The organism is Serratia sp. G204Y (assembly GCF_051172435.1).
GTDB lineage: Bacteria > Pseudomonadota > Gammaproteobacteria > Enterobacterales > Enterobacteriaceae > Serratia > Serratia sarumanii.
On the sequence record NZ_JBPIZA010000007.1, the window covers coordinates 180,947 to 195,086 of the forward strand.

16 protein-coding genes are annotated in these 14,140 nt (G+C 61.1%); 2 read left to right on the plus strand and 14 right to left on the minus strand.

Features of this window, described 5'->3' with window-relative positions; translation table 11 throughout:
* Positions 1–8 precede the first annotated feature (8 nt).
* The 10 genes from alsE to ACSBQQ_RS22655 all read right to left on the minus strand — a co-directional run bounded on the left by alsE (position 9) and on the right by ACSBQQ_RS22655 (position 10,503).
* Complete coding sequence (gene alsE, locus ACSBQQ_RS22610) at positions 9–680, minus strand: D-allulose 6-phosphate 3-epimerase (protein ID WP_033635837.1); 672 nt, start codon at positions 678–680, stop codon at positions 9–11.
* 31 nt (positions 681–711) lie between these two features.
* Complete coding sequence (locus tag ACSBQQ_RS22615; protein ID WP_033654064.1) at positions 712–1,746, minus strand: ABC transporter permease; 1,035 nt, start codon at positions 1,744–1,746, stop codon at positions 712–714.
* Positions 1,747–1,756: 10 nt separating this feature from the next.
* Positions 1,757–2,743, minus strand: coding sequence for an ABC transporter permease (locus ACSBQQ_RS22620; protein WP_060429280.1), 987 nt, complete (start codon positions 2,741–2,743; stop codon positions 1,757–1,759).
* Positions 2,736–4,253, minus strand: a complete 1,518-nt coding sequence (locus tag ACSBQQ_RS22625; protein WP_033649443.1) for a sugar ABC transporter ATP-binding protein — start codon at positions 4,251–4,253, stop codon at positions 2,736–2,738. Before ACSBQQ_RS22625 ends, ACSBQQ_RS22620 begins: the two co-directional genes overlap by 8 nt.
* Before the next feature lie 2 nt (positions 4,254–4,255).
* A complete protein-coding gene (locus ACSBQQ_RS22630) occupies positions 4,256–5,239 on the minus strand; it encodes a substrate-binding domain-containing protein (RefSeq protein WP_033635841.1) in 984 nt (327 codons plus the stop codon).
* A gap of 49 nt (positions 5,240–5,288) precedes the next feature.
* Positions 5,289–6,107, minus strand: coding sequence for a DeoR/GlpR family DNA-binding transcription regulator (locus ACSBQQ_RS22635; protein WP_004931653.1), 819 nt, complete (start codon positions 6,105–6,107; stop codon positions 5,289–5,291).
* A 311-nt stretch (positions 6,108–6,418) separates the two neighbouring features.
* Entirely contained in the window at positions 6,419–7,744 is a 1,326-nt protein-coding gene (locus tag ACSBQQ_RS22640) for an MFS transporter (protein ID WP_033649441.1), read from the minus strand.
* A complete protein-coding gene (locus ACSBQQ_RS22645; RefSeq protein ID WP_033649440.1) occupies positions 7,741–8,394 on the minus strand; it encodes a DUF4286 family protein in 654 nt (217 codons plus the stop codon). Before ACSBQQ_RS22645 ends, ACSBQQ_RS22640 begins: the two co-directional genes overlap by 4 nt.
* 49 nt (positions 8,395–8,443) lie before the next feature.
* A complete protein-coding gene (locus ACSBQQ_RS22650; protein ID WP_033649439.1) occupies positions 8,444–9,790 on the minus strand; it encodes an amidase in 1,347 nt (448 codons plus the stop codon).
* Positions 9,790–10,503 carry a DUF2848 domain-containing protein gene (locus tag ACSBQQ_RS22655; RefSeq protein ID WP_033635845.1) on the minus strand — a complete coding sequence of 238 codons (714 nt, stop codon included), beginning with the start codon at positions 10,501–10,503 and terminating at the stop codon, positions 9,790–9,792. The genes ACSBQQ_RS22650 and ACSBQQ_RS22655 overlap by 1 nt, the downstream gene beginning before the upstream one ends.
* 162 nt (positions 10,504–10,665) lie before the next feature.
* Between ACSBQQ_RS22655 and ACSBQQ_RS22660 the strand changes: the two genes are divergently transcribed.
* A complete protein-coding gene (locus ACSBQQ_RS22660) occupies positions 10,666–11,310 on the plus strand; it encodes a GntR family transcriptional regulator (RefSeq protein ID WP_170929847.1) in 645 nt (214 codons plus the stop codon).
* A gap of 225 nt (positions 11,311–11,535) precedes the next feature.
* On the opposite strand, the gene ACSBQQ_RS22665 is transcribed toward ACSBQQ_RS22660, so the two are convergent.
* From ACSBQQ_RS22665 to ACSBQQ_RS22680, 4 genes are all read right to left on the minus strand, one after another.
* A complete protein-coding gene (locus tag ACSBQQ_RS22665; protein ID WP_033649438.1) occupies positions 11,536–11,853 on the minus strand; it encodes a BrnA antitoxin family protein in 318 nt (105 codons plus the stop codon).
* Positions 11,816–12,139 (minus strand): BrnT family toxin, encoded by a 324-nt coding sequence (locus tag ACSBQQ_RS22670; protein WP_060388370.1) that lies wholly within the window; start codon positions 12,137–12,139, stop codon positions 11,816–11,818. The genes ACSBQQ_RS22665 and ACSBQQ_RS22670 overlap by 38 nt, the downstream gene beginning before the upstream one ends.
* A gap of 75 nt (positions 12,140–12,214) precedes the next feature.
* Positions 12,215–12,961 carry an SDR family oxidoreductase gene (locus ACSBQQ_RS22675; RefSeq protein ID WP_060388369.1) on the minus strand — a complete coding sequence of 249 codons (747 nt, stop codon included), beginning with the start codon at positions 12,959–12,961 and terminating at the stop codon, positions 12,215–12,217.
* Between the two features lie 95 nt (positions 12,962–13,056).
* Positions 13,057–13,290 (minus strand): hypothetical protein, encoded by a 234-nt coding sequence (locus tag ACSBQQ_RS22680; RefSeq protein ID WP_060388368.1) that lies wholly within the window; start codon positions 13,288–13,290, stop codon positions 13,057–13,059.
* A gap of 189 nt (positions 13,291–13,479) precedes the next feature.
* On the opposite strand from ACSBQQ_RS22680, the gene ACSBQQ_RS22685 reads away from it, so the two are divergent.
* Entirely contained in the window at positions 13,480–14,139 is a 660-nt protein-coding gene (locus tag ACSBQQ_RS22685; RefSeq protein ID WP_019455640.1) for a response regulator, read from the plus strand.
* The last annotated feature ends 1 nt before the right edge of the window (position 14,140 follow it).

Sequence of the window (14,140 nt, forward strand, 5' to 3'; positions counted from 1 at the left end):
CCCCCGCCTCAGGCCGCCTGCCGCATCTGATCCAGCATTTTTTCCCATGCCGTCTCCAGATCCGGATCGAGGTTGAACAGCCCGGAGCTGCCGACGATCAACACTTCCGCGCCGGCGCCCATCAGATCGCGGTAGGTGCGCTGATTGCAGGATCCGTCGATCTCGATCAGATAGCTCAGGTTTTGCTGGCGTTTCAGATCGCGCAACTGGCGGATCTTTTCCAGCATTTCGGGAATGAACGGCTGCCCGGCATAGCCCGGATCGACAGTCATCACGGTGATCTTATCCAGCAGATGAAGATAGTGGCGGATAAACTCCACCGGCGTAGCCGGGTTCAGCACCACCCCCACTTTTTTGCCCAGCGCGCGGATCTGGTTGATCACCCGGAACGCGTCGCGGTTGATGGTTTCGGCGTGCGGGCAGATAAAGTCCGCGCCGGCGCGGGCGATCGGGTCGATAAAATCGGTCGGGTTCTCCACCATCAGATGCACGTCCAGCAGCAACGAGGTGTGCGGGCGGATCTGTTCGATAAAGAACGGCGACAGCGTGATGTTTTTAACGTAGTGCCCATCCATGATGTCGATATGCAGCATATCGGCGCGGCGGTTCAGCACCGCCAATTGCTGCCGGATATCCATCAGGTTCATGCACATCAGTGAAGGTGAAATCTGGTATTTCATTAGCGTTATCCTGCGCAAAAGGGAAAAAGGATCAGTGGCCCGCCGCGGCTCTGGCCTGAGCCGCGCTGCGGCGCATCGCCCGCCGCTGCCGATAGCGATGGCGGAAAAATTTCAGCGCCAGCACCGCAATCAGCACCGCGCCCCACATCGCCAGACTGAAGTGCGGGCTGACGTTCATCAGGTTCAAACCGGTGGCGATCACCTGCAGCACGATCAGCGCCAGCACCACGCCGCTGACCCGGCCAAAACCGCCGAACGGATCGGTGCCGCCCAGAATGATCGCCAGCACCGTCAGCAGCAGGTAAGAGTCGCCGTAGCCCATGCGCGCCGAGTTGAAGCGCGCCATCATCACCAGCCCGGCAATGACGCACAGCAGGCTGGAGAGGGTGTAAATGGCGATCAGCACCCGATGGGTATTCACGCCGCTGAAGTGGGTGGCGTTGATGTTGCTGCCGCTCATGTAGATGCATTTGCCGAGCCGGGTTTTCTGCAAGAACAGCGCCAGCAGCACGGCGACCGCCAGGAAGATCCACAGCGGTACCGGTACGCCCAGCACGCGCTCGGCGCCGATAAACCGCACGATCTCCGGCATGCCGCTCAGGGCCGCGCCGCGCGTCAGGTAGATGCCGATGCCGTTGACCGTGGTCATGGTCGCCAGCGTCACCAGAATCGGATGCGCGCCGACGTACGCAACCAACGCGCCGGTCGCCGCGCCGATCGTCACGGCCAGCAGCATCGCCGCCGCCAGCGCCAACACCAGCCACAGCGCCTGCAGCCCCAGCCCGGCGTCCGGCGGCAGATAGCTGATGAACAGCCAGGCCATCAGCAGGCTGGTCAGGTTGGCGCTGGCGATAATGCACAGGTTCAGGCCGCCGCTGAGGATCGGGATGAACATCGCCAGGGTCAGCAGGCCCAGCTCCGGCAGCTGGAACGCCACGCTGGTGAAGGTGGCGCCGCTGAAGAAGCGCCCCGGCATCAGCAGGCTGAAGGCCAGCACCACCGCCACCAGCAGCGCCAACAGGCCGACGGCGGTGCCGTCCGGACGAAATTTCAGGTAGTTACCCATCAGGCGCTCCTCAGGTGAAACCGACGTCGGTTTCTTTGCGTTTCTTGTAGTGGGTGACGGTAATCGCCGCGACGATCACCAGGCCGATCACCACGTTCATGAAGTAGCTGGACACGCCGATCAGGTTGAGGCCGTTTTTCAGCACGCCAATCAGGAATACGCCCATCAGCGTGCCGATCACGCTGCCCTTGCCGCCGTTCAGGCTGGCGCCGCCCAGCACCGCCGCCGCCAGTACGTCGAGCTCACCGCCCACCAGCGCGTTGGGCACCACTTCGCCCATGCGATACACCTGCACCAGGCCGCCGATCGCCGCCATCACGCCCAGATAGCCGTAGGCGAACAGGTGCAGCAGGCCGACGCGAATGCCGATGCGCCGCGCCGATTCCGCATCGCCGCCGACGGCAAACAGCTGGCGCCCGAGGTGCGTCTTGTTCAGCAGCAGCCAGGTCAGCAGCGCCACCGCCAGCATCACCAGCGTCGGCAAACCGAGCTGATAGCTCTGTTCACCCAACTGGAACGGCAGCACGCTGCGCGGCAGCGTCCACCAGTCCGGCAGCGCGTACAGGCTGCGGCCGTTGGTCAGCCACATCAGCATGCCGAACAAGAACGCCTGCATGCTGATGGTGACGATGATCGAGACGATGCGCAGGCAGTAGATCAGCAGCGCGTTGACCATGCCCAGCGCGGCGCCGATCGCCAACGCCAGCAGAATGCTGCCCGCCGGGCTGGCCAGGCCGTAATGGGTCGCCAGCGTGGCGATCAGGTACTGCACAACCGAGGCCACCGCAGCGAAGGAGATATCGATGCCGCCGGTCACCAGCACCACGAACAGGCCGAGGGCAAAGATGCCGCTCACCGCATAGCTTTCGCAGAGATCGAGCAGGTTTTGCACCGTTAAAAACTGCTCGCTGAGCAGCGAAAAGACGATGACCGTCAGCAGCAGCACCCAGGCCAGGTAGCCTTCGTTGCCGCGCGGTTTCAGGCTGAATCTACGCATTGACCGCCTCCGCCAGCTGTTGCTGACTCACCTGCCCCGGCAGGTACTCGCCGATCACGCTGCCGCCGCTGAAGTGCAGCACCCGATCGCAGTTGTAATACACCTCCGGCACTTCGTCGGAGATCAGCAAAATGGCGATCCCCTCCTGCGCCAGCAGATGGATCAGTTGGTAGATGCTGGCCTTGGCGCCGACGTCGACGCCGACGGTCGGCGAGTCGAGGATCAGGATCCGCGGCTGGGTCAGCACCCACTTGGCCAACACGATCTTTTGCTGATTGCCGCCGGACAGCGTCGAAACCGCCTGCTCCGGATCCGCCACCCGCACGCCGAGTTTGGCGATCCACTCCGCGACGATGCGATTCTTGCGGTAGTCGTCAATCAGGCGAAAACGCCCGCGCAGCTTATCAAGAATGGTCAGCACCGCGTTGTCCGCCACCGACTGTTGCTGCACCAGGCCGAGCGTCAGGCGATCCTCCGAGACGTAGCCGATGCCGGCCTTGATCGCGTCCTCATGGCCGCGAAAGCGCACCGGTTTGCTGTCGAGGTAGAGCTTGCCGCTGTCCGGCCGGGTCATGCCGAACAGGCTCAGCGCCAGCTCGGTGCGCCCGGAGCCGAGCAGCCCGCATAGACCGAGCACCTCGCCCTGATGCAGCCGGAAGCTCACGTCCTGATATTGCCCGGCGCGGCTGAGGCGATCCGCCTCCAGCAGCACCCGATCCTTATTCATGCTGGGTGACTTCAGGCGATAGTCCAGCTTCAGACCGGTCATCAGCTCGGTCAGACGATCGCCGGTGATCTCCGCCGCCGGCCAGGTCCCGATCTTGTTGCCGTCGCGGATCACCGTGACGCGATCCGAAATCTCCAGCACCTCGTCCAGCCGGTGGCTGACGAACACCACGCAGATGCCTTTCGCTTTCAGGTAATCCACCGTGCGCAGCAGCTGATTGACCTCGGTGCGGGTCAGCGAGGCGGTCGGTTCATCCATGATCACCAGCCGCGCCTCCGCCACCAGCGCGCGGCAGATCGCCACCTGCTGCCGCTGGGCGATCGGCAGCTCCGCCACCCGTTTGTCGAGATCCAGATGGAAACTCAGCTCTTGCAGCAGGCGCTCGGCGGTGCGCCGCAGCCGTGCCGGGCGGTACCATCCCAGCAGCCCATGCAGGTTGTGCTCGAAGGCGATGTTTTCCGCCACCGTCAGGTTGGGAAACAGCGACAGATCCTGGTAGATCACCTGAATGCCGAAGGCGCGCGCCTGATCCGGCGACAGCCGGCCGAAGGTTTGCCCGTCGATGGTGATGCGGCTGCCGTCGTCCGGTTGATACACGCCGGCGATCGCCTTGATCAACGTACTCTTGCCGCAGCCGTTGGTACCGGCCAGGCAGTGCACTTCCCCCGGCATCAGCGCCAGCGAGATAGCGTTCAGCGCACGCTGCCCGCCAAAGGTCATCGACAGCTGTTGCAGCGCGATCAGCGGCGCGCCCTGGGTTGCCGTATTGCCGGAAATCGCCATGATTACAGCCCCATCTTCACCAGCTTCGGCAGGTTTTGCTTATCCAGACTTTCGGTGGCGTTGCCGAGAATGGTGTGCTGCTGTGCATCCACCTGCACCTTGCCCATGCCTTCGATGGTCATGCCGTCGGTGATCTTTTCTCCCTTGTGCATCATGTCGGCGATGCGCACGAACACTTCGCCCGCCACCATCGGGTTCCAGATGTAACCGCCCTTGATGGCGCCGCGATTGACCAGCGAAGCGCCCTGGCCCGGGCTGAACGGCCCGATGACGCAGATATCGTTGCTTTTGCCGCGGTTGAGCACCGCGCGCCCGGCGCCGATCGGCCCCTGCGATCCGAACGCCAGCACGCCTTTCAGATCGGGATATTTGGCCATCAGATCGTTGGTGGTGCGCACGCTGTCATCCAGCGATTCCCCCACGCCGAACTTGTCGCCCACCAGCTGCATGTTCGGGTAGTGCTGCTTCTGGTAGTTGATGGCCGAGTCCGACCAGGTGATATGCAGCGGCACCGTCAGGCTGCCGACGTACACCGCGTACTTGCCCTGCTCTTTCATGCAGGCGGCCAGCGCTTTCATGTGGTTGACCCCGTGCTGCGAGGCGTCCACCAGCTCAAAGTCCCAGTCGGCGTACTTCTGGCCGGGGGATTCGTGCACGATCACCTTGATGCCCGCCTCCTGCGCGCGCTTGAGCACCGGCTCCAGCACCCGGGCGTCGTTCGGCACCACGCCGATGATGTCCACCTTCTGCGCGATCAGATCTTCGATGGCGCGCACCTGCAGCGCAGGATCCGCCGCCGTCGGCCCGACCATCCAGGCGTCGATGCCGCGTTTGGCGCCTTCGCTTTTGATGCCGGCCTCCATGGCGTTGAACCACGGAATGCCGCCGATCTTCACCACCACGCCCATTTTCAGCTTGTCCGCCGCCTGCGCGGATAGCGACAGCAGCAGCGAGGCAAACAGACCGACCAGTACGGATTTTTTCATTGTTCTCTCTCCACAAGTGTTGGCTGTAAATAAGGGGGTTTCGTTGTTGTTATCGCGCCGCCCTTTTCGCGGCGGGTGAAACTTCAATCACGTCGACGTTGTTCCAGGCCAGTTCCTGACGAAATTCGTCGTCGCTGAGCCGATCGGTGATTAAGGTATCTATCTCCCGGTAGTGGCAGATGCGCGCGAACGAGCGGCGGCCGAACTTGTTGCTGTCCACCAGCAGGAACTTGCGTTCCGACGCCAGCAGCATCTGCTGCTTCAGCCGCGCATGGTGCTCGTTGCTTTCGCGGATGCCGCCGTCCTGGCAGATGCCGTGACAGGAGAAAAACAGCTTGTTGATCACGAACTCTTTCAGCATCTGCTCCGCCAGCACGCCGATAAAATCCTCATACTTGGCGGAATACTCGCCCCCCAGTCCGATGGTGCGCACGTTGGCCTTGCAGGCCAGCGTCTGGATGATGTGCAGCGAGTTGGTCAACACCACCAGCGAGATATCCGGCAGTTGGCGCGCCAAAAACCAGCTGGTGGAGCTGCTGTCCAGCAGCAGGCAATCCCCCGGCGCGATAAACTCCAGCGCGCGTTTGGCGATGCGCGTCTTCTGCTCCGGCGCCTCGTTGCTGCGCTGGCGGAAAGATTCCCCCTGGTCTATCTCGGCAGGCACATAGGTTTTCTCCACCGCCGGCGGCTCGACGAACACCGCGCCGCCGTGGCTGCGCAGCAGCAGGCCGCGCCGTTCCAGCAAGGCCAGATCACGCCGCGCCGTCTCGATAGAGATGTGGCACAGCTGCGCCACCTCCTGCACCATCACGCGGCCGCGCTGGCTCAAGACTTCGGTGATAAAACGATGACGTTCTACAGGCAGCATGTTTCTTTTCTCCTCCAGGACGATGACTACGATATCGATTTGCCGCGCCGCGTTTTGCGCGCAGACGCAAAGCGCATCGCCCCGCGCTCGGTCAACGATGGCGGTGTGATAGTTGTCAAAAAAATCGGGAAGGAAATGAAATGAATAATTACGAAAGTGTGGAGTTACAGGCAGTTATGATGCGTGAGCGTCTTAGACAGACAAGAGAGAAACGGTAAACGGTCACAATTCCACGTTCCGCAACATGACCGTTAATGACCGTTTTTGTGGTTTTGACCGAACGCCGGGCCTAAAGTAGCCCGGCATTCTATTTACAGCGGCTTATGCGCCGTTTCCCGCGCCGCCCATACCGCCCAAAGCGTGATAAGCAGAGCCAACGCGACATAGGCGGAAATCGCCAGCGTGCTGTCGTAAGATTTAAACAACGAAGTGATGATCAGCGGGGCAAAGCCGCCACCGATAATCCCCGCCAAGGTATAGGCTAACGACGATCCGGCATAACGCACCCGTGTCGGGAACTGTTCCGTGATGAATGCCGCCTGTGGCCCATACATCGCCGCATGGATCAACAGCCCGATCACCACTGCCATGCAGATCAACACCGGTTGACTGCTGTCGAGCAGGACGAAGAACCCAAACGCCCACGCTATCGCCGCCAATGCACCGCCGATATACACCGGACGACGGCCGAAGCGATCCGACAAGGCGCCAAACAGCGGTACCGCGACGGCGTTGCCTATCGCCCCCAGCATGGTGGCGCCCAGCGCCAGCGGGCGCGGCAGATTCAGCACGGTGGTGACGTAGGTCAATGTGAACACGACCACCAACGCATAGAGCACGTCAGAGCCGATACGCGATCCGCCGGCGATCAGCAGTGGGCGCATGTGCTGCGTGAAGACTTCGCGGATCGGCGACTGCGTAACATCTTTCGACGCCTCCAGTTGCAAAAATGCCGGCGTCTCACCCACCCCCCGACGCAGCCACAAACCGAAGATGACCAGCACCAGGCTCAGCAGGAACGGGATCCGCCAGCCCCATTGCTGGAAATCGTCCGCCGACATCGCCAACGTCACCAGCGTAATCAGGCCGGTGCCGATCAGCGAACCGCAGGACGGCCCTACCTGAGCAAAGGACGCGTTGCGCCCGCGCTGATGCGGCTTACCGTGTTCCATCGACAACAGCACCGCCCCCGCCCATTCTCCGCCCAGCGCAATGCCCTGAATAAAGCGCAGCGTCACCAGCAGCAACGGGCTCCAAATCCCCCAGCTGGCATAGCCGGGCAACAATCCCATCAGCGCCGTGGTCACGCCCATGATCACCAGCGTGGTGACCAGTACAAAGCGCCGCCCCAACACATCGCCAAGGTGGCCGAACACGATGCCACCGATCGGCCGGGAAACATAACCCACCGCGTAAGTGGAGAACGCCAGAATCGTGCCCACCAGCGGATCGAACGATGGGAAGAATACATGGTTGAAAATCAACGCGGCCATGATGTTGTAGACGGTGAAATCGTACCATTCCAACGCCGTGCCGATCGAGCTGGCCGCCGCCAGCTTGCCGGTATTGGGCGGTGCGGCGGCACTTTCTGCGGCCGGCGCGGCAGCCTGTGCCGTTTCAGAGGTGTATGCGTTCATGATGTCAGCTCCTGTGCGGTCAGTTGCCAGCCAAGGGCATAGTGCCAGGCATCGGCGGCGGGCATGTTCAGCGCTTCAGCGGCCTGCTCGCTTAAACGCAGGCCGGCTTCGGCGTCGCTGCTTTCGATCAATAGCATCGGCAGCATTCGGCGGTTTTCTCGCGATTCTTTCGGCAGCGGGGAACTGAGTTCGGCATCCGGCGTCAACAGGCTGCTGCGCACAAAGCCGGGCTGTTCAGCCAGCCGCGCGCCCAGTTGCAAGATGCGGGCATGCAGCGCTTCCGATGCCGCCGACGGCAGCACGAAGATACAGAGATGACTGCCGTACCCTTGGCCGGTGACCGCCTCCACCGCACACACCCGGCGCATTGGATCGCGCATTTTCTCCAGGCTGGCCACCGACCAAGGCGTTTGGTGTTGAAACGCGGCGCGATAGGCTTCGGAGGTAAAACTGGCCAACGATTCGGTTTTATACAGCCCCAAATATTGACGCCCGCCCTGCAATGCCCGATAGCGTGTGCCGGATAAAAAGCCGGGCACCCGCACCCGCTCCTCCACGTGTTCGCGGTCATACCAGCGATTGAAATCCGCATCATCCTGCGTGGCGACATCCGTCGCGACAAACAGCATTCCGTTCGGGGAATCGTTCATGGATATTCTCCTGGTCATCTCAAAAGGCAGGCCTGCGCCCACCGGAAAATCACGCCTTGGCAAGACGGCGTTCGATCGCCAGCGCCCATCCCAGCAGCGCCTCATCACACATCGGCAAGCCCGCCAGCATCAGGCCGATCGGCGCGGCGCCCGGCCGCTGGCAGGGCAAGGACAGCGCGCAGCCGTCGAGGAAATTGACGATCGCGGGATTGCGCAGCATCAGTCCGTTGCAACGGAAGTAGGCATCATCCGCCGCCAGCTCGCCGATAGTTGGCGCAATCATCGGCACGGTCGGCATCAGCAGAGCGTCAAACCTCTGCAGCTCCGCCGTAATCCGCCGCTGCCAGTCGGCGCGTTGCCGCTGCAACAGCTGCAGATCGGCGTCGCCCAAGGATGCACCGCGGCGAATGCGCGACAGCACCCGCGGGTCATAGCCCTCGGCCCGTTCAGCGATCAACGCTTGATGCCAGCGCCAGGACTCCAGCGCGGTGAAACCACCGTTGGCATTGATCGCCGCCAGCTCGGCAAACGCCGTAGCAGGAATGAATTCAATCTGCGCTCCCGCCTGAGACAGGCATTGCAGGCTGCGCTGGAATGCCTCGGCAACCGCCGGCTGCAGTTCATCCAGCACCACCGTTTGCGGCACGGCAAAATGCGCCTGCGCCAAGCTTTTTTGCGGCACCCGCAGCGGGCTGTCGGCAATCAGTGCGTCCAGCGCAATACAGCTGGCGACGTCATGAGCAATCACGCCGATCGAATCCAGCGAAGGCGACAGCGGCAATAAGCCAGCGTCATTGATGCGCCGTGCAGTGGGTTTATAACCGGTCAATCCGCACAGCGCGGCGGGTATGCGTACCGACCCGCCGGTATCGCTGCCAATCGCGCCCAGGCACATGCCGTCGGCCACCGCCACCGCCGCACCGGAAGAGGAGCCGCCGGGAATGCGTGCCGCCTGGCGCTCCCAGGGATTGGCCGGCGTCCCGTAATGCGGGTTGATGCCCAGTCCGGAATAGGCAAATTCCGTCATCGTCGTTTTGCCCACCACCACCGCGCCGGCTTGCAACAGCCGTTCTACTACCGCAGCGTGCTTTTCTGCGGGCGGCGCGTCGGCTAACACGCGCGAGCCCGCCGTGGTCACCTCACCGGCCACGTCAAACAGACCCTTGATTGAGACAGGCACGCCATCCAGCGCCGACAGCGGCGAGCCGGCGGCGCGCCGCCGATCGGAGGCCTGCGCTTGCCGTTGCGCCCACTCGGCGTAGGTTCGCGTAAACGCGCGCGCGCCCTCCCCCCGCTCATCGGCGATCTGCGCCAAAGCGGCGGCGGTCAGCTGCGCTGCGGTGAACTCCCCGCTAGCCAGGCCGGCGCTGGCCTGCATCAACGTCAGCTTTTTCATCACGCCACCACCGGCAGTTCAATGCTGCGATAACCGTGACTGATGGTGCGCCCAAGCACATCGTCCACCAGTTCCATGCGAAACTCGCCGGCCGGTCGAATGCCGCCGATCGCCGCCACCGTGCCGCAAGTCATCGCCAACCCGTCGGGCGTTTGCGGTTGCGCCAGCCCGCACTCCGGCGGCTGCATACCGGTGAAGTAACGCTCCAGCAAATCACCGGGCGTACGCAGCGCGGCAAGGCTGCCCTGTTGATACAATCGCCATTCGCCCTCTTCCTTGATCCACGAACGCAAGATCAAACTGTCCCAATGTTCCAGCACCTCCTGCAGCGGCCAGGCGGCTCGCGCCACCGGTTTAACGCAAATCTGTTTCGACAGCGCCACGCTGTGCGCTTCGAGTTGACGATCGGTGTGATCGGACGCCAATGACACGAACAGTTCGCCGCGATGGGCAAAAATCAGCGGCTCCGCTTCGCCGGACGTCGCGTTGCCAATGACTTCAATGGTCTCTTGCTGGCTCAACTGATTGGCGGCAACGCGGTAAAACAGGGGGATTGCACTGGGCTGGGGCACGCCCAGCTCGGCCAATTCACGAATATGGTGCAAGATCGCTTCGCGATCGCGCCCGGTCCAACCGGCGATCACCAGATGATCAATCTCAACATTCAACGTCGCTGCGCCGCGGGATTCAGGTAAAGTGAAGGTCAGTCTCATGGCAGTTTCGCCCCTATTGTTAAAACGCTGTGAAATTTCACTATATCTTTAGTTACCAAATAAGCGATTTTCATGCCATGTTTTTGTGTACTATGTCTAAAAACTTTCTTCTTGCAGGAGCAAAACGTGAAGACTGTTGACGCAGAAAGCCCGCAGCGCCCGATGACGGAAGAAGCCGGCGTCTCACTGAACGAGCTGGCCTACCGGCGCTTCAAACAGGCGCTGGTCACACTCAGCTACAAGCCGGGCGAATATCTCAATACCGCGCAGGTGATGAACGATCTGGATATGGGCAGAACGCCGATCAATCAGGCAATCCACCGCTTGGCCAACGAGGGGTTACTGCAGGTCATCCCGCGCAAAGGCGTGATGGTTTCACCGTTGTCGATGGACGATGCGTTGGAATTGATCGAAGTAAGGCTGGCTAACGAGATGCTGTGCATGCAGCTGGCGAGCCAGAGGATTACCGAGAGGCAAATCGCGACGCTGACCGAACTCAATCGGCAAATCGAAGCCGCGAGCCAGGAGCGAGATAGAGTGCGAATGATGACACTCGATCATGAGTTTCACCAGGAGCTGGCGCAGATCGCCGGCAATAACATGTTGGCGGATATCCTGAGTGTGCTGCACGCCAGGGCGCAGCGTTTTTGGGCCAGCACCCTGTCGCGGGAAGGGCATATGCGCGAAGTGATCGACGAACACCGGGCAATTATCGCCGCGCTGGCCGCACAAGACAGCGCCGCCGCCGCCGAGGCCGCGCAGGCGCATATCTTGTCATTCCGCAGCGCGCTGCTGCACGACGGGTAACCCCGCGGCGCAGGATATTACCGGGAATAGTTATGATGACCCTGTTCTGCCGATGAGCAGGAGATAAACGGTAAACGGTCACATTTCACGCTCCGCGGAATGACCGTTTTTATAGTTTTGACCGAGCTCCGTCGAGAGGTGGCCGACGTGGGTAGGCGTTGCCTTAAAAAACAGCAAAAAAAATCCGGTGAGAATCTCACCGGACCGTTAGCCACCTGACACAAATTATTCCTCGTGCTCATGCTCTTTCAACATCGCCTCACGCAGCACAGCGTTCAGGCGTTTCTGATAGCCCTTGCCTGGCCGCTGAAGCCAGGCCAACACATCCGCATCGATTCGGATGGTTTTCGATACTTTCATCGGTTTATAAAAACGCCCCTGAACCGCAGCCTGCCACTTCTCCTTACCCAGGGCCGGGGCATCGGTATAATCGATATCCTCATCCGGCAGCGCGCTCAGTGAAGCAATTTGCGCTTTCTGCTCCTCCGTCAACGGAGGGAGTACGCTATGCGCCAGATTTTTGGCGGAATTTTTGCGCTTCATATCTTCCCCTCTCTTTGGCATCGGCCTTGCGTGCTGAAATGATGCGCACGATCTCTACGGCATCGCCTTCGACATCCGTTTCGGTCGTCGTATGTGCCACCAGCAGCAACAAACAGGAGCCGACCATACCGATCGTTTGCCAGCGTTCTTCTCCATCCTCAATCCTTTCCAGCACGGCCAAATGGTTGGGATCCAGAAAAACCCGTTGCGCAATCTCAAAACTGACGCGGTGTTTACGCTGGTTACTGTGATTTTTATCCTGATTCCATTCAAAATAAACATACATTTTTGTAACTACATTTTGATTATTATTTAATCAAAATACACTCCGCACGGCGGGATGTCAAAACCCCTCATGCATTCAACGCCCGCCTGCGGCCTCGATAAAAGTGCCGGTCACGTAAGACGCGGCGTCAGACAGCAGCCAGGCGATCGCCTCCGCCACTTCCTGCGGCTGCCCGCCGCGCCGCATCGGCAAACTGTCCTTCACGCGATCCACCCGGCCGGGCTCGCCGCCGCTGGCATGCATCTCGGTATAGATGAATCCGGGCCGCACGCCGTTGACGCGGATGCCCTGCGCCGCCACCTCGCGCGCTAGCCCGATGGTCAGGGTATCGACGGCGCCTTTCGAGGCGGCGTAATCCACGTACTCCCCCGCAGCGCCTAAACGAGAAGCGGCGGAAGAAACGTTGACGATGGCGCCGCCCTGGCCGCCATGGCGCAGCGCCATGCGCTTCACCGACTCGCGGCAACACAGGAAGTAGCCAGTAACGTTGGTGCCGAGCACCTGATTGATGCGCTCGGCGGTCAACTGCTCAATGTTCGCCTGCCGGAACAGAATGCCGGCATTGTTGACCAACGCACTGAGCGTGCCCAGCCCCGCGTCCAGCGCGGCGAACATCGCCATCACCTGCGCTTTGTCGGCCACATCGGCCTGCAGCGCCAGCGCCTTGCCGCCCTGCGCCTCAATCTCTGCCACCACCTGCCGCGCCGCGCTTTCGTCACGCAGGTAATTCACGCCCACCGCATAACCCTGCCGAGCCAGCAACAACGCGGCCGCACGGCCAATTCCCCGGCTCGCGCCGGTCACCAATGCCACTTTCGTCATACTGTTTTTCTCTGGTTGGCGATATCAACACAGCGGCCTGCGCACAGGCGCCCCGTTTGTCCGTCAGAGTATAGAGCTGCGCCCTAAAAAGCGCTTCAAAGCTGAGCCAGGCGGCGCAGCTGCTTTTTAATCCGCGCTTTGACGCAGCCGTAGGCGTCCGACGTCGCTGCCTGATGCCCCCGTTGCAAGCCGGCAGCATGCGGGCCATTGTCGCTATGGCTCTGCGCATCGCCGCGAAAAGACAGCGTCAACAGAACGAGCAGCGCCGCCACGCCTGTATATATCAGCCGCCGCGAGGTGCCCGCGAGCGGGGAACCGTCAGTCTGCATGTTTCGCGCCCTCTGTCATGATTTCGAATGGCTGCAAAATAACTGAAATTCCCTTTTGCTCCCTTAACGCGAGATTAAAGCCAGATTAAGGTTTGCTTAAGAACGTACAGGCAAAGCGAGTTTCCCCGTTGTCTTCCCGGCAGGGTTATAGTTAGATAATCGCGACTTGAGGATCTCAGCGGAACAAACGTGAACATACTGTTGGTGGAAGACGACCTGCAATTAGGCAAGGCGCTGTGCCGCGCATTGGAGCTCACCGGCTTTAATTTGTGCTGGGTGCGCCTGCTCGCGGACGCGGAAAATAAACTTTCACCCGGCGGGTTCGACCTGATGCTGTTGGATCTCACGCTGCCGGACGGCGACGGTTTGCAAAAGCTGATCGCCTGGCGCGCCGCCGGGCAAAATATCCCCATCATCATCCTGACCGCCCGCGACCGCATCGAAAGCCTGGTGAACAGCCTGGATTCCGGCGCGGACGACTTTCTGGCCAAACCCTTTGCGCTGCCCGAGCTCATCTCACGCGTCAAGGCGGTCAACCGACGCATGGCGGGCTTCGCTTCGCAAACCTGGAGCCTCGGCACGCTGTATCTCGACCCGGTCAACCATCAGGTGACGCTGGATAACGAACTGCTGATGCTGTCGAAAAAAGAGTATCACCTGCTGCACGAGCTGATGCGCTGTGCCGGCACAGTGGTGCGCAAAGCGGTGTTGGAACAGCGGCTGTTCGGCCACGGCGACAGCGTGGAAAGCAACTCGCTGGAAGTGCACATGCATAATTTACGGCGCAAGATCGGTAAAGAAAGAATTATTACCGTACGCGGCATTGGTTATTTGCTGAAGAAAGAGTAGC